Below are 21536 nucleotides of genomic sequence, written 5' to 3' on the forward strand. Positions count from 1 at the left end.
AGCTGCACATTATTTTTTTAGACTGAGAATACGGTCCGAGCTTGGTTTTGAGTCTGATTTAGCATTAGACGACTTGTTCTCTTTAATGCTTTTTGGCTTACCCACATACGTTGTAGAACGCTTTTGGTAAGGAGTATTACTGCGCTCATTTTTGCGCTCTCCGTTAGCGTTGCTGCGCTCAGAGTTACGATTTGTATTTCGCTCAGTACTACGCTCATTATTTCGATCACCATTATTAAAGCGTCGTGGGTTTTCGCCCTGAAAATCACGTTTTTTAGGTGCTAAAGGTGCATTATTTTCTGATTGCTTATTAGTATCAAGCGAGTGCTCTTGGGTTTTGCCAGAATCAGAAATCGAATCGTTTATTTGCGCCATTTCAATATCTGACAAGTGACGCCATTGCCCTACTTTTAAACCTTTAAGTGTTACGTTCATTATGCGCGTACGTTTTAAGGTTACAACTTCGTAGCCTAAGTATTCACACATGCGGCGTATTTGACGGTTTAAACCTTGAGTAAGTACTATTTTAAATTCTTTTGGGCCACTTTGCGTTACTTTACATTCTTTAGTAACGGTATCTAAAATAGGCACACCATTCGCCATTTTTGTAACAAACTGACGATTAAGCGGTTTATCTACCGTAACAACGTATTCTTTTTCGTGATTATTGCCCGCACGTAAAATTTTATTAACGATATCGCCTTCGTTAGTTAAAAATATAAGCCCTTCAGACGGTCTATCTAAGCGCCCTATTGGGAATATACGCGTAGGATAATTTACCGCGCGAATAATATTACTTTGAATTTTACTTTCGGTAGTACACGTTATACCAACGGGTTTATTGTAGGCAATGTAAACGCGCTTTGGCGTGGCTTTAAGAGGCTTACCATCAATTAATACAACATCGGTAGCGGCTACTTTTACGCCCATTTCTGGTGAGTAGCCATTAACGCTGACACGACCTTGCTCAATATATTTATCGGCTTCGCGGCGTGAACAAAATCCTGTTTCACTAATAAATTTATTTAAACGTTTTAATTCGGTCATGGCACTTATAGCGTAGTAATTTTTAAGGCGAGTAGTGTAAACCACCCACACTATTTTTTCGCCCCTAATTTACTATTTATAGGCGTTTAAGCACTAATTTTTACTTTAGTTAATTTACGCCATACACATTCAAGCGGACCTTGATTAAAATAGCGGCTGTATAAAAAGGTAAATATGAGCTGCAGCGCAACTAATGCCGTTGCAACTAACCAATAGTCAATACGATCAAAACTGAGCACCCAGTGGGTAAATAGCACTTTATATAACAACAGTTGTATGAGTGTTTGGCTAATATATAAAGTAAATGCTAAGCGCCCTGCTTGTTGAATAAGCATGCCGACGTGTGCGCTGTTATTGCAAAATTTAACAATTAAATGAATATACAGCGTAGCCATACCTAGGGCCGCAAACATATTTACAAATTCTTGCACCCCATATCCTAAGCTGCCATTAAGCTGTGATGCATAAAGCCTGATCCCACAAAAAACAAGGGTCATTGCACCGCAAACTATTAATTGCTGAGTCGTTAAGCCTTTACTAAAAACGCCTTGTTTATATAAATAAATGCCAATGAGCATAAGGCCCACGCACATCCACATTGTCATTATTGGCACCATAACAAGCATCAATGTGTTCATGGCGAGGTTACTAATAAAGTAATCAATATAGTGTGGGTTATATAAATCTATAAACTGTGCTGAATCACGGTAAATCACTTCATCGGGTACGCTAGATACAATAAGCACAGTAGCTACACCCGATAACAAAATAAACTCAAGTCCTCTTTTTAAAAGAACAGTGCTATCACTCTCTAAATATTTAATAACAAACCAGCCAGATACACCGTAAACAAATAAAATATCACCTGCCCAAAGTAAAAAACCATGCGCTAAACCAAAGAGGATTAACCAATAGAGCCTGCTTTTTAACTGCAATTCAGACTTATAACGTTGCCACTGAATGTAAAGCCCAGCACCAAAAAGCAAACTAAACAGTGTTCTAAAACGCCCGTCTACAAACAAACTGCTAAAGGTGTGAATAATTGAGTCGCTAACAGGAGGATTAGTTAAGGAGGTATACCCGTATTCAAAAAGGCCGAAGGCGTAAGCATTCATGTAAACTAGGCCAAGTACGGCAACGCCGCGAATAAAGTCCATATTATAATTGCGCATTAAAGCTATTATCCGTTAAATATTATTCTTATAACTGTCAGCCCAATCGACTGACTGCTGGTAAAGTGGAGGAAGTATAGCACTGTCTATATTTAGCAAAAGTACAGCTTGTTCAAGTGCCCACCAGCTTCCTGTTTCGTATGCTTTAACAACGTTTAAAATATAATAAAGTGTGTTTTTATCCCCTAATAATGCCGTTTTTATTTCATCAGGGAAAGGTAGCTTTTCAACAAGCAAGCTCATTGGTTGATCAAGGATTGCATCTAGCAGTGAAAATAACCCAGTTAAAAATGCTTCGCCTGACTGGCTTTTATTAACATTTTTTGCTAACAACTCACAAAAACGAGCACGTACAACACACACTTGCATTAGCTCTGCAGGCTTTTTACCCGCTGTATGAGCAGTAACAATAAGGCTCACAAACTTTTTAAGGCGTTCATGGCCTAAATACACAAGCGCTTGCTTTAATGACGATATTTGGCTTTGTATAGGAAAAACACCGCTGTTAATTAAACGCAGTAATTTATATGCAAGTGCAGCATCAAGCTCAAACAGTCCAGATATAGCTTTTATATCTGGACTGTTTTTCATTATTTCGGCGTAAATAGCGACGACTAAACCATAATTATAATCAATGTCATTTTGTTTGATCATGGTAGGTTTTGCAAAAAAATAGCCTTGAAAATAATCAAACCCCATATCAAAGGCGAGCTTATAGTCTTCTTGCGTTTCTATTTTTTCGGCTAGTATTTTTATTTGTTTATGCGTTTGTAACTTATTAATTATGGGCTGTATTTCGCTAAGAGGTGTAATCGCAATATCAAATTTAATGAGCTTCACAAGCTTTAAAAAACGATCCCACTGTGGTTTATATACAAAGTCATCGAGTGCGAGTTTGTAGTTACTATGAAATAAACCTCGGCACAGTTCATAGTTATCGTCGGTGGGCTCTATGGTTTCGAGTAACTCAATCACAACGTCTTGGCATGGTAGGAAAGCACATAAATCGAGTTTTAATGATTCTGGTCCTATATTAATAAGCGCTTTTTTGCCTGATGTAATATGGCGTGTACCTAAATTTAATTGATTTTCCATAATAAGCCTTGCTGTTGCTTGGCCTTCTGCAATATCTGGAAAATAATTTTTTGGACTATCACGAAAAAGTAGCTCATAGGCTACTACTTTTTTACTTCGATTGAATATTGCTTGCCTTGCAACAAATACAGACACATTACCTACTTCTTAGTTTTTATATAATACTAAGTAATTAAACCCTAAGCAGGTACATTTGTCACTAAACTTTAAAGTACAGCAACGATTTACCGGTATAAGGTTGTTATATAATCAGTTGCCACTTGTGGCCACGAAAAACGCATTTGCTCTGCGCTGTGCTTAATTTTATGCCACTTTTTAGGATTTTGCTTTTTAATTAAGAGAGTTTCGTCTAAACAGCTAATTAAATTACGCGTTTGCGTTGCTAACGTATCTCCATTAAAGCTAAAACCATTTTCGTGGTGTTTAACAGTATCTTTTAATCCACCAACACTGTGTACTAAACACGGTTGCCCCGCACGCATTGCTAGCATTTGGCTAATACCACAAGGTTCAAACGAACTTGGCATTAAAAATAAGTCACCTAGCTGATACATTAAATCGCCAACACCTTGACCATAGCCCTTCAAAAATAAAAGATTAGAATTACGCGCCATTGCTTTGGTAAATATGCTTTCGAGCTCTTTATCACCCGAGCCTAGAATAATAAGTCTGCCGTTATGTTCATTAATGACTTGGCACACTTTATCAATAGCTAAAGCCTCATTAACCTGCTGGCACAATAACAACACTTTTTGCTCTGTAAGTCGGCCAACGCTTGTGATTAATGGGCCATTATTAACCGTTGCTTTAAATTGCTGTAGTCGTTGGTGCGCAATATAGTAGCCGCTTTGTAACTGCTCGCTATTTGCCATCCAAGTAAATAAAGTGTTCTCGGCTTGGCTATAAAAATCAGCGAGAGTTGCTCCTTCAAGTGCATTGCTTGGATATTCGCAGCCATTTAAAATACCGACAAGCTTACCTTGGCTTGCTGCATTTTGCAGATCTTGCTCAAGCCCTTCGCCACCAAAAAAACCATGCTCGTAATTACTAGGTTCAAGAACCTCTTGGCTGTAGGTTGGTGATACAACATGTATTTTATCGCACAGATTTATTGCACTGCGCATAGGATTAAAGCAATGAGGGTAACGCGGGTCGCATAGTTGCTGGCCATTATAACTAAGTGACGGAAACCATGCCTCTAAGCTTGAGTCGTCGTGTTTAAAAGGTCTTATACCTTGCAGTGCAATATTATGCACTGTGTAGGCAATGGGTAAGGTATTAAGTGAGCTATAACGTGGCTCAAACTTAAGTAAAACTGCAACGCAGGCGCTGTGCCAATCATGTAAATGTAGCGCTGTAGGGCGCTTTAATACACCTTGTAATAATGCTTCGCAGACAGCTGCATTAAATAAAGCAAATTTTGTCGCGTCGGTAGCAAAAGGCCTCCCCGGTGCATCGTTACAATATACACTGCCTGATTCACTAAATAGCGGGTGGCTAATAACAATTTGGCTTACGTTATTTTGGGCTTGTTGTACTTGAAAAACTGTTAATACATGGGGTTGAGCATTAAATGCAACGGTTACTTCACCTATATAAATACGCTCAAGAGGCTCAAACCCGTAGTCAGGAATAACAACGTCAACCGTTATACCTTGCTTTGCGAGCGCCCTTGGGGCATCGCGTACTACATCTGCCACACCGCCTACTTTTGCGCCTGGTAACGCGTCATTTTCTGCTGCAACCATTAATACATGCATTAATTTACTACTTCCTTTAACCTGTGTGGGCTTGCTCATAAATGAGCAAGCTTTGTTGTCGTGCTTAATATTTAACGTGTTTTACGCTAGCTTTTTATTCTCACGCGCTTGGCGCTCTAACTTTTTTGCAAGCTCAGTGAGCATATCACGAGTAACAAGAACGATGCCTTTCTTAGATACTCTAAAGCCGTTTTCTTCATCTGTTTTTTTGTCAAAACCGATTTCGAGACCTGCCGGTATTTCACAGCTCCTATCTATAATCGCACGCTTAATTTTACAACCTCGATTTATAACCGCACCGGGTAAAATTACCGACTGCTCAATGGTACAAAATGAGCGAACGTGGACATTAGAAAACAAGAGTGACTTTCTAACCGCAGAGCCCGAAATAATACACCCACCCGACACAGTTGAGTCTAATGCCATACCGCGCCTATCTTCGTCATCAAAAATAAACTTAGCAGGTGGTAGTTGCTCTTGATATGTCCATATTGGCCACGTTGGGTCGTATAAATCAAGTTGTGGCTCAGGCATTACCAATTCCATATTAGCCTCCCAGAACGAATCTAGGGTACCTACATCACGCCAATAAGGTTGCCCTTCTTGATTTGGATCTCTAAATGGGAACGCAAATACATTATGCTCTTCTATAATCGCTGGAATAATATCGTGACCAAAATCTCGGCCAGAACCTTCATTCTCAGAATCTTTTTTAAGTTGCTCAAACAAAAATTCAGTATTAAAAATGTAGTTTCCCATTGATGCTAAACATGTACCTGGCTTGCCAGGTACGGAGCTAGGCATTGCTGGTTTTTCATCAAAACGACACACTCTGTTTTCTTCATCAACGGTCATTACACCAAACGTGTCTGCGGCTTCCTCTACGGGCACTTCAATACAACACACTGTCATATCTGCACCCTTTTGCACATGTTCAGCCAATAAAGCACCATAGTCCATGCGATACACGTGATCTCCAGACAAAATCATCACATATTTAGGAAGCTCGTGACGAATAATATCTATGTTTTGAAAAACAGCATCTGCGGTTCCACAATACCAATCATCACCTTGGCGCTGAGATGCAGGTAGTATTTCAACTGACTCTCCTAGCTCTTTTTTAAAGTGCCCCCACGCGCGGTTTACATGGCGTATTAATGAATGTGATTTATATTGTGTAGCAATACCAACACGTCTCACACCCGAGTTAATACAGTTTGATAGTGGAAAATCAATAATTCGATGTTTACCACCAAAGTAAACTGCTGGCTTTGCTCGCCAATCGGTTAGCTCATGCAGGCGAGAACCGCGTCCGCCTGCCAGTATTAACGCGTAAGTTTCTCTGGTTAGGCTACTTATGTAGCGATTTGCATAATTGGGCATAATACTCTCTCCATTTAGTCTAGGCTGTTAGTGGCATGGCTTTTAGTTGTCGTTAAGTCTGTTTCACTAATATTGAGGGGTTCTAAATGCCAAATGTCTTCACTGTATTGGCTTATGGTTCTATCACTTGAAAACATGCCACTGGCTGCCGTATTTAAAATACTCATTTGTGTCCAGTAGGTTTGATCTGCGTAAGCTTTATCAACTTCTTTTTGAGCTGCTACATAACTTTCAAAATCGTGCGCAACAAGCCATGGATCGTGTGGGCTTTTAATTGCATTTGTTATATCGTCAAATAAGCATGGTTCAAACAAGTTAAAATGGCCGCTTTCGAGTAGTTGCATTACATTATTTAAATCGCTATTTTGTGCGATTAAGTGCTCAGGATTGTAACGCGATTTAATATCATCAATTTGATGAGCTTGTGCCCCAAACAAAAAGAAGTTGTCTGCACCAACTGCATCTCTAATTTCAATGTTTGCACCATCCAGCGTGCCTATTGTCAATGCACCATTCATCATAAACTTCATGTTGCCAGTACCCGACGCTTCTTTGCCTGCGGTAGATACTTGTTCTGACAAATCGGTTGCAGGACAAATCACTTCCATAGCGGTTACATTGTAATTAGGTAAAAAGGCGACGCGTAAATACGGGGCCGCTAACGGATCTTTATTTATAACCTCTGCCACGTTATTAATAAGCTTAATAATTTTTTTAGCCATGTAATAACCCGGTGCTGCTTTACCGCCTAATAACACACAGCGAGGAACAAGCCCTTGGGTATCACCACGGCGAATACGGTCATATAAATGAATCACATGAAGTATGTTTAATAGCTGACGTTTGTATTCGTGAATACGTTTTACTTGTACGTCAAACATCATCGATACGTCAAAATCAACATCGCAGCGCGCTTTAACTAAATCAACTAAACGCTGTTTGTTTTCGCGTTTAGCATTTTGCCATTGCCCATGAAATGCTTTGTCGTCGTAAAAGCGACGTAGATCGCTAATTGTTGAAAAGTTTTTAACCCAGTCATGACCAATTTTTTCGCTGATTAATTTACTTAAAACGGGATTACAATGTGCAAGCCAACGTCTTGGTGTAACACCATTTGTTTTGTTATTAAACTTATCTGGCCAAAGCGCGTAAAACTCTTTAAATAAACCCGCTTTTAACAGTTCGGTATGCAGTGCTGCTACGCCATTTACAGAGTAACTACCTACAATGGCTAAGTAAGCCATACGAATTTGCGGCTCATCGCCCTCTTCAATCAACGACAATGCACGCTGTTTATTAACATCACCCGGCCATTGCTGTGCAACTTGTGCTAAAAAGCGTGCGTTTATCTCGTAAACTATTTCTAAAATGCGTGGTAATAATTTTGAAAACAACGAAACAGACCACTTTTCAAGCGCTTCAGGAAGTAACGTATGGTTTGTGTAGGCCATTGTTTTAGTAGTGATTTGCCAAGCATCGTTCCAATCAAGTTCGTAATCATCAATTAAAATACGCATCAGCTCTGCAACAGCAATACTTGGGTGCGTGTCGTTTAACTGAAAAACATGAAAATCAGCAAAGTCGCTAAAGTTCTCGCCATGTTGGGAAACCCACTGATCAACTACGTCTTGAATACTCGCAGATGATAAAAAGTATTGTTGGCGCAATCTAAGCTCTTTACCATTTTCGCTGCTGTCGTTTGGATACAGCACCATGGTAATTTGTTCAGCTAGGTTTTTTTGTGCGACGGCTTCTGAGTAACTGCCTGCATTAAATTCGGTCAAATTAAATTCATCTGTCGCTTCTGATTTCCATAAGCGTAGCGTATTTACAATATTGTTTTTATAACCTGGGACAGGTACATCGTAAGGTACAGCTAATACATCTTGTGAACTCATCCATTGACGATGCTCTCGGCCGAATTTATCTGTGTAACTTTGCACGTAGCCGCCAAATTTCACACGTTTTGCATGCTCTGGCGCGCTTAGCTCCCATGGGTGCCCTTCGCGCAGCCAGTTATCTGGTTGCTCAATTTGGTTACCATCTTTAATTGATTGGTTAAACATCCCGTATTCGTAACGAAGGCCATAACCAATGACAGGTAACGCTAGACTTGCACAGCTATCTAAAAAGCAGGCAGCTAGGCGGCCTAAACCACCGTTACCTAAACCTGCGTCGTGCTCGGCATCTTCAAGCGTTTCTACTGTTGTGCAGTATTCTTGTAATGCAGCAGCAACTTGGTCGTCTAAATCTAGGTTTAGTATTGCATTACCCAGCGCACGTCCCATTAAAAATTCAAGAGAAAGGTAAGCCGTTTTACGGCGTTTCTCTTGCTTAATTTGTTGATTCGTTTCTCTGCAGCGGGCAACAAGTCTGTCGCGAATAGTCAGCGCTAAAGCATGGTATAAATACAGTCTTGATTCGCCGACCTTATCGCGACCTAGGGTATAATAAAAATGCCGTGTTAAGTCATCTTTAAGCGTACTTTCATCTATAACAGGACCTTCTTGCCAGCCCTTTACTACACACACTTGTTCACTTTGTTTAGCCATGACTTACATCCTCTAAATTAGCACTAAAAACCCAACTACTTTGTGCTGAAATTTCAACCATCGCATCTTCATTACTACTCACAGATGCATTATTTACACTTGATAAAACCATTTGCCACGGCGCATTAATAGGCGAAGGCGGCATTTGGCAAAAAACTGTTTTTTTACTGGCATTAAATACCATCAGTAATGCATGATTATTTTGCTTATCAAGTAAGCTATACATTAAAAACTGTCTGGTATCTTCATGCCAATGAGCGTCGGTCATGGTTTTACCTTGTTCAGTAAACCACTTAACGGTAAAACGCTCGTCTATATCATCTAAAAATACACTGTGTTTGAACGCGCTGTGCGCACGTCTAATTTTTAAAGCATCATCAATAAATCGTGTTAGCGAATGATTAAGTTGAGAATCTTTCCAGGCAAGCCAGCTAGTGCGATTATTTTGGCAATAAGCATTGTTATTACCCCCTTGAGAGTGCGCCATTTCGCTGCCAGCGGCAATCATGGGAACACCTTTTGAGAATATCAAAGTAAGCAAAAAGTTCTTTTGTTGTTGCAAACGCAGTACGTTTATTTTTGAGTCACTGGTAAAGCCTTCTACTCCACAGTTGAACGAGTGATTTGCACTGTGCCCATCTCTGTTTTGCTCACCATTGGCTTCGTTATGCTTTTCTTCATAACTCACTAAATCGGCAAGCGTGAAACCATCATGACTCGTTATAAAGTTAATGCTATTAAGTGGTCCACGTTGGCTGTGCTCAAAAATATCAAACGATCCATGCAAACGTTTTGCAACGTTGGCAATTATGCCCGTTTCACTTTGCCAAAAACGTCTAATTACATCGCGGTATTGATCGTTCCATTCTCGCCATGGCGGCGGAAATGCCCCAAGCTGATAGCCACCAGGACCTATATCCCAAGGCTCACTTATTAGCTTAACCTTATTCAGCACAGGGTCTTGGGCTACTGCTTGTAAAAAAGTATGTGCAGAGCTAAAGCCTGCTTTTGAGCGCCCTAAAATGGTCGCTAAATCAAACCTAAAACCATCAACTCCCATTACCTCAACCCAATAACGAAGGCTATCAAGTACAAGTTGCAGCGTTTTAGGGTGATCAATATTTATGGTATTTCCACAGCCGGTATCGTTTATATATACATTAGGCTGACCCTCTACTGTGCGGTAATACGCTAAGTTATCAAAGCCTCTTAGCGATAATATAGGGCCATCGGCCCCCGCCTCTGCGGTATGGTTATAGACAACATCTAAAATAACTTCTATGTCGGCAGCATGAAGCTCGCGCACCATTTGCTTAAACTCGTTTATATCGTCGTTTACTAAATAGTCTTTATGGGGGGTAAAAAAGTTAAGCGTGTTATAACCCCAATAGTTTTGCAGCCCTTTTCCTGTTAAAAATTGCTCACTAATAAAAGAATGAACAGGTAAAAGCTCAACTGCTGTAATGCCAAAGCTCTGTAAATGCTCAATAAAGCTTGGGTGGCTTAACCCTAAAAACTTTCCTTGTAGAGATTTAGGTATTTTAGGATGACGACACGTTGTGCCTTTAACATGGCACTCGTAAATAACCGTGTTTGACCAACGGTGGTTTGGCTTTTTATGCGCATACAACGTAGGGGGTGCTACTTTTGACTTAGGTATATCAATCGCATTATTTACGGTGCTTTTAGTGCCAATTGGCATTTGCCCATAATGGCGTTCGCTCCATGTAAACTCACCAAACAAGTCTTTTGCGTATGGGTCTATCAGTAGTTTATTTTCGTTAAATAGTTGACCATTTTTAGGGTTATATTCACCCTCAACTCTAAAGCCATAAAGTGCGCCGGCGCTTAATGGCGAAATATGAATACTCCAAATACCCCCTTCGTTAATATTCATCGCCATTTTTAGAATTTCTGAATGGCCACTTTTATCAAACAAACACACATAGGCTTGGCTTGCACCTGGCGCATAAAGCGCGAAGTTAACCCCATTATTAATAACACTAGAACCTAGCGGTTCTACATTACCGGGGGCTACATCAAATTGGTTACTCATCATCAACCTTTTGTAAGTAAATAGTTGTTAAGCCACCAATGGCAATTGAAATACTGTGTTTAAACCCATGATTTGATTCATTTATTGCCTGAACTATCTGCGATGAATCTTTAGTTACTTCAACGCCAGAGCCAAAAAACTGAGTATCGTCTGTATTTAAAACAACTTTATAACGCCCTTTACTCGGTACGCCAATAACGTAGTTTTCATATGACGCGGGGGTAAAATTAGCAATAACAACCACAAAGTCTTTTGCGTTTTTAGCATAGCGAACAAAGCTTAAAATGCTCTGCTGATTATTATTGTTATCTATCCAGGTAAAACCAGCCGCGCTCGAATCTAACTCATACAACGCGGGTTGGTTTTTATAAACGGTATTGAGCGCTTTTACGGTGTGCTTTATACCGTTATGGCTTTGGTGCTCAAGTAAATGCCAATCGATAGAATGATCGTGTCCCCACTCTTTTCGCTGTGCAATTTCACCGCCCATAAACAAGAGTTTTTTACCCGGGTGTGCCCACATAAATGCGTAGTAAGCGCGTAAATTTGCAAATTTCTGCCAATCATCGCCTGGCATTTTTTCAATTAACGATCCTTTACCGTGTACTACTTCATCGTGGCTTAATGGCAATATATAGTTTTCACTAAAAGCGTATACCATCGAAAAAGTCATTTCGTGATGATGATGCTGACGGTATAAAGGGTCGTGCTGCATGTAATGCAAACTATCGTTCATCCAACCCATATTCCACTTATAGCCAAAGCCTAAGCCGTTGTGCTCAACACTTTGGGTGACGCCCGGCCACGCTGTTGACTCCTCAGCCACCATCATAATGCCTGGGTTGTTTTTATAGCTGCGCATATTGACTTGCTTTAGGCACTCAATCGCACCTAAGTTTTCGCGCCCGCCGTAACAATTAGCAATCCACTCGCCTTCTTTTCGGCTGTAATCTAAATACAACATAGAGGCTACGGCATCTACACGCAGACCATCTAAACCAAATTGATGTAACCAATACATAGCATTTGAAATCAAAAAGCTTTTAACTTCAGGGCGGTCGTAGTTATAAATGTAGGTATTCCAATCAGGATGAAAACCTTGGCGCTTATCGGCATGCTCATATAAATGAGTGCCATCGAATCGATGTAAGCCATGCGGATCGCTGGGAAAATGCCCAGGCACCCAATCAAGTAAAATACCTAAATTAGCTTTGTGGCATTGCTCTACAAAGTATTTAAAGCTGTTGTAATCGCCAAAACGGCTGGTAGGTGCAAATAAACCAACAGGCTGATAACCCCACGAACCATCAAACGGGTATTCACTTATTGGCATAAGTTGAAGGTGGGTAAAATTCATTTCAAGGGCGTAGCTAACCAGTTTGTCAGCAAGCTCTGTGTAACTTAAATAGCGGTTGTTTTCAGCGCGTTGCCATGAGCCTAAATGCACTTCATAAATACTAATTGGCGCATCAATATGATTACGCTTTTGTCTGTTTTGAAGTGCCTGAGCGCCGAGCGTTATAGGTTCTGGTTTATACTGCAGTACACTTGCAGTACCCGGTGCTTGTTGCATTTTAAATGCATAGGGGTCGGCTTTTTCGAGTACTTCTCCACTTTGGGCGGTAATTGCAAATTTGTAGCACATGTCGGCTTTAAGGCCTGGTACGAATAGCTCCCATACACCACTTGCAGGATGAAAACGCATAAAGTGGCGATTAGCTTGCCAAAAATTAAACTCACCAATAATAGAGACACTTGCAGCATTAGGCGCCCATACACAAAAGCGCACACCCTCTACATTTTGTTGAGTGCTAAAATGTGCACCAAAATGAGAGTACGCATGTTCAAGGCTGCCTTCGTTAAATAAATACATTGCCTCTGCATCAAGTGTGCTTTCAAAGCTGTATTCATCATAAAAGGTAGTCCTGCTATTTGTGTACTGAGCAATGCATTGATAAGGCGCAGTGGGCAGCGCATCAACTTTGACTATAAATAAGTCACTTTGTTGGTAGCGCTGCGCCTTAATACTTTTATTGTTTAATGTAACACTCACACTTATTGCACAAGGTAAGTAAAAACGAATTTCAACCTCAGCATCCGTTTTATGTGCCCCTAAAAAGCTAAATGGGTCTTTAAATCGTCCTGTATTTAATGCATGCACCTGTGCATCGTAACTATTTTCATTAGTTGTACTGCTCATTTAACCTTTCCTTATTGAATCGATAGCAGCTAAAAGTGAGGCATTTTTGGTAAAAATTTCTTCACTGGTATGCGTTAATACACGTCGCCAATTAGGATATTCTTTGTCTGTCCCGGGGATATTAACCGGATACTTCTGCTCATCTAAATCATCTATTTGTATTGCAAATAAACGCGATTGAGAACCCGCCAAACATAATGCTAGTGCGTTATATACTTCGACTGAATTACTATGTAATAGAAGCTCGGTTGTATTGGTATGGCGATTAATAAATCGTAGTATCCTATGTTGCTCTTCTATTCGTTGTTGCTTTAATTGCTCGTATTCATTGCAAGTAATAAGCTTGTATTGTTGCTTAATATTTAAATCAGCATGCTGCCACCAACCTGTAAAAGGCGGTACATCATGATTCGCTATCATTAACAAACACTGTGTTGCTAGCTCATCAGTCGATAAAAACTCACCACTGTGTTGTTTTTCAAAATAAAATAAGCTGTTAGAAAAAATACCGCTAGATGCCAAAGCCTGCCTTACCTCTGGCGGCACAACGCCTAAATCTTCTCCAATAACAATACTCTGATTAATATGTGATTCAATTTTTAAAATGGCGAGTAAGTGCTCAAACGGGTAGTAAACATAACAGCCATCTTGTTCACTATTGCTTTCAAAGCACCACCATAGGCGCCTAATAGCCATTACGTGGTCAATTCTAAGTCCACCTACATTTTGCATGTTTGCGCGAATGAGCGAGCGATAAAATTGGTAGTGATTATTACTAAGACTTTGAGGATTTAGTGCTGGAAGCCCCCAGTTTTGGCCAGCTTCGGCCCATGGATCTGGTGGAGCACCTACACTTGCACCTTGGCTAAACAGTGGCTTTTGATTTTTAAACTCGGCCCCATCACCCGCACAACCAACAGCTAAATCATTGATTAAGCCAATAGCCATACCTCGCTCTGCACAACTTTGTTGACACAGTGCCAATTGCGTATGCGCTTGCCACTGCAGGTAATAATCAAATGTTAAGTTATCTGATTCGAGGGTATTTAACGTAGTTGAATGAGTATTACAAAAATCAGTAAACGCTTGGCGACGCTCATCACTTGCCGTTAATTCAAACTGATTATAAAGCGCTTCAAATAACGCATACTTTATACGGCTTACATTTTCATAATCTATAAATTGATCATTACTTTTTATAAGTGTAATTACATCGCCTCGTTGCATGAGGTCATGCAGAACTGTGTTATTTTGTGCGTCTTCGCTTAATACTATAGAAATATAAAGAGGGTTTAATAAAGCCCGACTACTAGGGCTATAAGGGCTTGCACGCTCTGGCATATCAGCAAATAACAAATGCAGTGGATTAAGTAATATGTAATCCATATTTTGCGAGCTGCATAATTTTGTAAGCGTTAGTAAATCGTCAAAGTCGCCAATACCTAAATGCGCTTTATTTTTTAATGTGTAAAGCTGAATAGATAACCCTGTGCGCTTTGTGTCTTCAACTTGATAGACTTGCTCAGGCACGCACCAAATTTGTGTAATAGCGTGTTGCTCACCTACCTGAACATTAGCGTCATGATAGCCAATTGGCATAGTTTCTATGGGTAGTGCCAGCTCAATATAGCGAACGCCATGCAAGTAATATTCACCAGTGACAGCCAAATTATAAAGGTTCTCAACCGCTATATTAATCCCAAGAGAAGGGACATTAATGTTGGCGGCTAAATACTGCTGACGTTCGTCTATACGAAGCTTTAAAGCGCATTTTTTTTGGTCAACCAAACTCACACTGGGTACTAAATCCAGCCAAAGCGATGCATCTAAATCATAAGTTAGTTGAGTTATTTCGGCTTCGTTATTTGTATCAACACCGCAACATTGCAAAGCACGTTTACGCGTGTCTTCGCTAAAAAGCACCTGTTCACCTGTATACTTAGTGAATTCAAAGCCAATACCATGCAGGTAAAACAACTGCGAAAGAGCATCCATTGAATCGCCTTAATTAATGCGTTGAGTATTTACTATGCTGTTTTCTGTGCCAAATGTATTGCCAATATAACCATCAGCTTGGTGGTCGTTATCCCAAATGTCTCCATTTATTAAATAACGAAAGTGAAATTGTTGATCGATAGGTAAGCGTTGTTTAAATTTAAACACACCTTGTTTTTTATTAAGCTTCATTGGCACAGGTTGCCAATCATTAAATTCGCCTAATAAGCAAACTTCTTCTGCCTCTGGATGAGAAAATTCAAAGGTTACTTCAGCTTCATCTTTTGTTTTAAAAAAACGTTTATTCAACATAGCAGGCTCCAACTAAACCAAAAAGGGTACTTAATCTTTGCCACAGGCCATACAACTAAACAAAAAGGCGATGTGGATTCCATTCAAAATCATTAAACACGTTGTAAGTTAACCAAAACTTTATTTACGCATTATTACAGTGCAACAATTCATTTTTTCTGCACTTAAAAAGTGCGGTTAGTATATAAACAATCTTTTTTAAAAAGCTCAGTAGTACAGAGCAATATTTGAACCAACTAAGCGTACATCACATATTATTTATTTAATCGAATTTAAAGTTAAATAATCCAAAAGTATTGCCTAAATTTATAAAATTCTTTTGTTCTGTACTTTCATCAGCGATAATACACAGCATCTTAATACTCTGAAATATCATAATTTTCATGTTGAAAAAAAGCATTTTAATAACTATAGCCATCATCTTTTTAATAATAGCCACACTTGTTGGTTCTTCAATCTATACCCTTTATAGTAAAAAAGAAATCTCAGTTGATCCTAAATTAAAAGAAATCTCAGGTATTGAATTTGATAAACAAAAACGTCTATGGGCTATTAACGACGGAGGCAACGAACCCAAGCTTTACCGCCTTAACAAAGATGGTTCTATCGCCAAAGAAATTTTGGTTGAAAACGCTAAAAACATTGATTGGGAAGACATGACCCAAAACAAATTTGGGCACTTTTTTTTAGGGGATTTTGGTAATAACAAAAACGATCGTAGATGGCTCACTATTTATAAAATAGAAAACCCTATAGATATAAAAACAAACACAACCCAAGCCGAAATAATTAAGTTTACCTACCCTGAAATGGATGGCAGTCCAATAAAACCCAATGACCGCAATTTTGATTTAGAAGCATTTGTAGCACTAGGTCGTCATTTATATTTATTTACTAAAAACCGCACAGAACCTTTCGATGGTATTACTAAAGTGTATAAAGTGGGCGATCATGCAGCAAATTTTGATGCTGAGCTAATTGACTCTTTTAAAACGTGTACCACGCTTGAAAAACTATGCTGGATAACCTCTGCGGCGCTCAGCCCCGATCGTAAAAAATTAGTCTTACTTGATTCAACAAGTCTTTGGTTATTTGAAAACTTTGAAGGTGATAAGTTTTTCTCTGGTGATGTATCAAAAATAGATTTAGGGATTGTTACTCAAAAAGAAGCAGTCACCTTTTTTGATGACAACACGATTGTATTTACAGATGAAGAGTTTAAAGGCATAGGCGGTAATGCTTATTTTATAAAGCTTGATAAAGCCAAAAAAGAAGTTATAAGAAAAAAACCTATTTCAGAAAAAACACTTCCATAGCATCTAGTTAGCTAAGCTAAAGCATTAAAGCTTAGCTAACTTATGTGAAAGGTAATGAGTTAATTACTCTTTTCATTTGACGAATGAAGTGCTTTTTCTACATCAACACCTAAAATCAACACTCCAATATGACTATTATTATCATCTAAAACAGGAAAACTTAGCTGAACTTGAAAATGATGTGTTGATGCATCATATGTGACGCTATCAAAGTTAAAATATTTTGACTGTTTAAATGTTTTAGTAAACTTATTTTCATCTCCTTGCCAGTAGTCACTGGTTAGCTTACTAATAGCGATGTTTTTTCCTTGGTTATCAGTCAATATTAGCTCAGTAACAACACCTTTGAATTGAGATTGCCATTTTTTAAATACTTTAGATAACGGTAAATTAAGCATAGCTAATCCATCAGGGTGCTTTACTTGTTTACTTTCTTTTATCCATAGCTGGTCTAGTCTTTTAATTTCAGATTCACTTAAGGGAGACTCATTACTTATTTGAACTTGTTCTACTAAACTAGGTAAGTTTAGTAAGGTTTTAGCACTACTGGACAATCTATCAAGTATTTGCTTTTCTTCACTTTTTGATAGTGAAAATGGTGCCTGCGCGCAAGTATTTATATTTTCATCAAACTGCTGCATAAATTTAGGGAAGCGTTTAATAAGTGAATGCGAAGCAAATAATCCCAAAGGTACATACCTAAAAAATTCTCTTTGATACTCATCTTCATTAATGCCTAGCTTTGAGGCTGCTAATTCAAAATCGTCTAAATCAAGTAGAATTCTATCAATCCGCTTATGGTGCATAACATTTACTATTTCTTCTAATGAATTTACTTCTACCTCAGCAATAATATTCTGAGTTTTAAACCAATTAGCCTGGTAACTCCCTCTTACTGCACCATAACGCATTTTATTTTTTGGTTTATTAATGCTCTCTGGATGAGTAAACCAGTACCAGCTTTCTAAAAATATGGGGGATGATATGCGCCCATAGGCCTTCATTTCAGGCATTAAATGAGTTGTGAAATAACCATCTAAGCGGTCTAACTTTACTTCTCGACGTGCACGTAACCATGGCAAGGTTTGTAGCTGAAAAGGGGCTCCCATTTCAAATAAAATACACTCAACTTGGTTGACTGCATTATCAGGTGCACTGGTGGGTAAGTTTGTTCCAAACTGAAGAGGCTCAGTTAAACCCAATAAGAGGGTAAAAAAATATGCAGGCATAATCCATTACTAAATATTGTACAAATTAAAATGAGTATAGTCATGCATATTAAAAAAGCATAAATTCTCCTTACAAAATTTTGTATCTTATCAATGGCTTCAATATTTAAATCTATGTTCTACTGCTATTAGCTTATAAAAAGTACACTTAAATATTTAAATTAATGCATTTATATCTAGGGTCTGTTGATCTTTGAGGATTAAAATCCGTTCAAACTAGGCGCTATTTAATCGCGGCGCGAGATTTGTAACCTAGTGGGCTCGATAACTGCTCCTGCGTTGTTCTAATAGCTTACATCTATGTAGGCAACCAAGAGTAAATAGCGCCTAGGAAGAACCCTATGGGGAGTAATCACACTGCATAGGCTCTGCCTTGCCTGAATACTAAACAGACTACTGAAATTCAACCTTGAAAGATCAACAAACCCTAGCCTTTCTATTACTTACCTAAAGTATACCGAGTGTTCACTTAACGACTAAAAAAAAACTCACTGACTCTAGCGCTTAAATTTAGTTTCTAAAATAACAGAAGATGTTGTGCGTTCTACTCCATCCAGATTTCCTATATCGTCTAGTAAATGGCTAAGCTGCTCTAAATTTTGAGCCTGTACTACAGCAATTAAATCAAACTCACCACTTATGGCATAGAGCTGCGAAATTGCATCAATTTGCTTAAGCTCAATATTTGTTTTAGTTGTTAATTTTTGCTTAACTTTAATAGACACATGAGCTGATACCATTTTGCTGAGGTAGTCATCTCCATAATCTACGCTATACCCTTTAATTACACCCGTTTCTTCTAATTTAAGCATACGGCTTTGTACCGTTGAACGAGATAAATCAAGCATGCGAGCAAGATCAGAAATACTGGCTCTTGCGTTTGTTTTTAATACAGATAGTAGCTTTTCATCTTGTGGAGTTATCATAATGGTTATTTATTTCGTTATTTTGACTTTTATTTTAATCATTTTTCACAAAATAGCACTGCAATTTTAACAGCTAACCTTCGATAATGACGCCCTACAAGAAATAATAACGTGTTTGCTGAAGAATAAAGGCTATATTCTTCTTTGAGTTAGCAACTAATCTTTTATCTAAGCCCATTAAATTTAGGTGTAAAAATGCAAGTAACAAGAGACTTATTTAACGACGTAATGGTACCAAACTATAATCCATCAGCAATCATTCCAGTTCGTGGTGAAGGTTCACGCGTTTGGGATCAAAATGATAACGAGTTTATCGATTTTGCTGGTGGTATTGCCGTTAACTGTTTGGGTCACTGTCATCCTGCATTAGTTAAAGCATTAAAAGAGCAAGGCGAAAAAATTTGGCATTTATCGAATGTTATGACTAATGAGCCAGCACTTCGTTTAGCTCAAAAAATGGTTGAAGCAACATTCGCTGATAAAGTTTACTTTGCAAACTCAGGCGCAGAAGCAAACGAAGCAGCGCTTAAGCTAGCGCGTCGTTATGCACTGGACCTATATGGCGCTGAAAAAACGCAAATAATTGCATTTAATAAAGGTTTCCATGGTCGAACATTTTTCACAGTCACTGTGGGCGGGCAAGCTGCTTATTCAGATGGCTTTGGTCCTAAACCTGCTGACATAGTACATTGTGATTTTAACGATATAGCAGCATTTGAAGCGCTGATCAGCGATAAAACATGTGCTGTTATGATGGAACCATTACAAGGTGAAGGCGGTATTATTTCACCAACAGATGAATTTGCTAAAAAAGTACGTGAACTTTGTACTAAACATAACGCGTTACTTATTTTTGATGAAGTACAAACGGGTGTTGGTCGCACAGGCGATTTATACGCTTATGAAGGTTTAGGCGTTGTTCCTGACATTTTAACAACTGCAAAAGCATTGGGTGGTGGCTTTCCAATTGGCGCTATGATCACTCGTACACCAATTGCTGAGCATTTAAAAATTGGTACTCACGGTTCTACTTATGGCGGAAACGCACTTGCTTGTGCTGTTGCTGAAGCGGCATTTGATACAGTAAATACACCAGACGTACTAAACGGTGTTAAAGAGCGCGAGCAATTATTCCGTGACGGATTAAACGCAATTAACGAAAAATACAACGTATTTAGCGAAGTACGTGGTAAAGGCTTATTAATTGGCGCAGTACTAAATGATAAATTTGAAGGACGTGCACGCGACTTTTTAGTAGCAAGTGCTAATAATGGTTTAATGAACCTTGTAGCGGGCATGAATGTAATTCGCTTTACACCGTCTTTAGTTATCCCGTTTGAAGATATTAAAGAAGGCTTAGCGCGCTTTGAAAAAGCCGTTAGCGATGTAGTAAACGGTTAATATAGTTTAAATTAGCACGCCTACAGGCGTGCTATTGGAGCAAGCAATAAATGCAAGTATTACGTCCTATTACTGCCAATGATTTTGACGCGCTTAAACAAATAGCGATTGAATCCGGTCATGGGTTTACCTCTTTACCTGTGGACGATGCACAGCTTAAAGAAAAAATTGAACGTGCTGAAAAAAGCTTTGCCAAAAACATTAACCAGCCACTTGATGAAAGCTATTTATTTGTTTTAGAAGACAGTGAAACAGGTGACGTTATTGGCACAACCGCTATAGAAGCTGCGGTAGGTTTATCGGTGCCTTTATATCATTATCATTTAGGTAAAACAGTACACCACTCGCCTACTTTAAATGTATATAACACCGTTGATATTTTAAGCATGTGTAACGACTACACAGGCTGCTCTGAAATATGCACATTATTTTTGCGCGAAAATAGCCGCAAAGGTTTAACGGGTCGATTTTTATCGCGTTCACGCTTTTTATTTATGGCTCAGCATAGCGAGCGTTTTGCCGATACTGTTATCGCAGAAATGCGCGGTGTTAGCGACGAAGACGGCCATTCTCCTTTTTGGCAATGGCTGCAAGAGCACTTTTTTAGTATCGAATTTCCAGAAGCGGATCACTTAGTTGGCTTAGGCGATAAGGTATTTATTAGCGAGTTAATGCCTAAATATCCTATTTATGTGAACTTGCTTAGCAAGAAAGCCCAAGCAGTTATTGGGCATGTGCATGAAAAAACAAAACCTGCGCTAAAATTATTAGAAAAAGAAGGTTTTGAGCACAGAGGCTACGTTGACTTATTTGACGCAGGCCCAACGGTTGAAGCAAAGCTTGGTAATATTCGCAGCATTCGCGACTCTCAAGTTTGCCCTATTACTATTGGTGAGCTTGATCACATATCACAAAATAGCTCTGATACGCTGGCTGTATGTAATCAAGGCGTAAGTGGCTTTAGAGCAACATTTACCAAAGACGCACATTACAATCATGCAAAACATACTCTCGTCATTAGCCAAAATGTGGCTAAAGCACTTAATTTAAGTCAAGGAGATGCAGCGCGATTTTTCCGCCTGTAAATTATTT

Annotated in this window: 15 protein-coding genes; 3 read left to right on the top strand and 12 right to left on the bottom strand. The window is 39.0% G+C overall.

The window, feature by feature from the left end; genetic code table 11:
* Positions 1–9 precede the first annotated feature (9 nt).
* From rluF to AAEY68_RS00410, 10 genes are all read right to left on the bottom strand, one after another.
* Positions 10–1047: a 23S rRNA pseudouridine(2604) synthase RluF gene (gene rluF / locus AAEY68_RS00365; RefSeq protein WP_197139377.1), complete on the bottom strand. Its 1038-nt coding sequence runs from the start codon at positions 1045–1047 to the stop codon at positions 10–12.
* A gap of 86 nt (positions 1048–1133) precedes the next feature.
* Complete coding sequence (locus AAEY68_RS00370) at positions 1134–2219, bottom strand: DUF418 domain-containing protein (RefSeq protein WP_502935703.1); 1086 nt, start codon at positions 2217–2219, stop codon at positions 1134–1136.
* 15 nt (positions 2220–2234) lie between these two features.
* Positions 2235–3449, bottom strand: coding sequence for an EAL and HDOD domain-containing protein (locus AAEY68_RS00375; protein WP_350585323.1), 1215 nt, complete (start codon positions 3447–3449; stop codon positions 2235–2237).
* An 89-nt stretch (positions 3450–3538) separates the two neighbouring features.
* Positions 3539–5074, bottom strand: a complete 1536-nt coding sequence (locus AAEY68_RS00380; protein WP_169044110.1) for a glycogen synthase — start codon at positions 5072–5074, stop codon at positions 3539–3541.
* An 81-nt stretch (positions 5075–5155) separates the two neighbouring features.
* On the bottom strand, positions 5156–6457 hold the full coding sequence (gene glgC / locus AAEY68_RS00385) for a glucose-1-phosphate adenylyltransferase (protein ID WP_002958601.1): 1302 nt from the start codon (positions 6455–6457) through the stop codon (positions 5156–5158).
* A 14-nt stretch (positions 6458–6471) separates the two neighbouring features.
* Positions 6472–9009, bottom strand: a complete 2538-nt coding sequence (locus tag AAEY68_RS00390) for a glycogen/starch/alpha-glucan phosphorylase (protein WP_121954772.1) — start codon at positions 9007–9009, stop codon at positions 6472–6474.
* Positions 9002–11065, bottom strand: coding sequence for a glycogen debranching protein GlgX (glgX, locus tag AAEY68_RS00395; protein ID WP_197173675.1), 2064 nt, complete (start codon positions 11063–11065; stop codon positions 9002–9004). Before glgX ends, AAEY68_RS00390 begins: the two co-directional genes overlap by 8 nt.
* Positions 11058–13265 carry a 1,4-alpha-glucan branching protein GlgB gene (gene glgB, locus AAEY68_RS00400; RefSeq protein ID WP_350585324.1) on the bottom strand — a complete coding sequence of 736 codons (2208 nt, stop codon included), beginning with the start codon at positions 13263–13265 and terminating at the stop codon, positions 11058–11060. Before glgB ends, glgX begins: the two co-directional genes overlap by 8 nt.
* A complete protein-coding gene (gene malQ, locus AAEY68_RS00405) occupies positions 13266–15260 on the bottom strand; it encodes a 4-alpha-glucanotransferase (RefSeq protein WP_350585325.1) in 1995 nt (664 codons plus the stop codon).
* 9 nt (positions 15261–15269) lie between these two features.
* Positions 15270–15572: an isoamylase early set domain-containing protein gene (locus AAEY68_RS00410; protein WP_007580752.1), complete on the bottom strand. Its 303-nt coding sequence runs from the start codon at positions 15570–15572 to the stop codon at positions 15270–15272.
* Between the two features lie 383 nt (positions 15573–15955).
* On the opposite strand from AAEY68_RS00410, the gene AAEY68_RS00415 reads away from it, so the two are divergent.
* On the top strand, positions 15956–16888 hold the full coding sequence (locus AAEY68_RS00415) for a hypothetical protein (protein ID WP_007580756.1): 933 nt from the start codon (positions 15956–15958) through the stop codon (positions 16886–16888).
* A gap of 59 nt (positions 16889–16947) precedes the next feature.
* Here the strand turns inward: AAEY68_RS00415 and AAEY68_RS00420 are convergent, their stop codons facing one another.
* Together AAEY68_RS00420 and AAEY68_RS00425 are read right to left on the bottom strand one after the other, a co-directional pair.
* Positions 16948–18117, bottom strand: a complete 1170-nt coding sequence (locus tag AAEY68_RS00420; RefSeq protein ID WP_350585326.1) for a transporter substrate-binding domain-containing protein — start codon at positions 18115–18117, stop codon at positions 16948–16950.
* Between the two features lie 497 nt (positions 18118–18614).
* Positions 18615–19043, bottom strand: a complete 429-nt coding sequence (locus AAEY68_RS00425; RefSeq protein ID WP_024598140.1) for an Lrp/AsnC family transcriptional regulator — start codon at positions 19041–19043, stop codon at positions 18615–18617.
* A 195-nt stretch (positions 19044–19238) separates the two neighbouring features.
* On the opposite strand from AAEY68_RS00425, the gene AAEY68_RS00430 reads away from it, so the two are divergent.
* Together AAEY68_RS00430 and astA are read left to right on the top strand one after the other, a co-directional pair.
* Positions 19239–20444, top strand: a complete 1206-nt coding sequence (locus tag AAEY68_RS00430; protein ID WP_165722753.1) for an aspartate aminotransferase family protein — start codon at positions 19239–19241, stop codon at positions 20442–20444.
* Positions 20445–20494: 50 nt separating this feature from the next.
* On the top strand, positions 20495–21529 hold the full coding sequence (gene astA, locus AAEY68_RS00435) for an arginine N-succinyltransferase (RefSeq protein WP_350585327.1): 1035 nt from the start codon (positions 20495–20497) through the stop codon (positions 21527–21529).
* Positions 21530–21536: the final 7 nt, after the last annotated feature.

The organism is Pseudoalteromonas sp. RB2-MNA-CIBAN-0110 (assembly GCF_040309305.1).
Taxonomy (GTDB): Bacteria; Pseudomonadota; Gammaproteobacteria; order Enterobacterales; family Alteromonadaceae; genus Pseudoalteromonas; species Pseudoalteromonas arctica.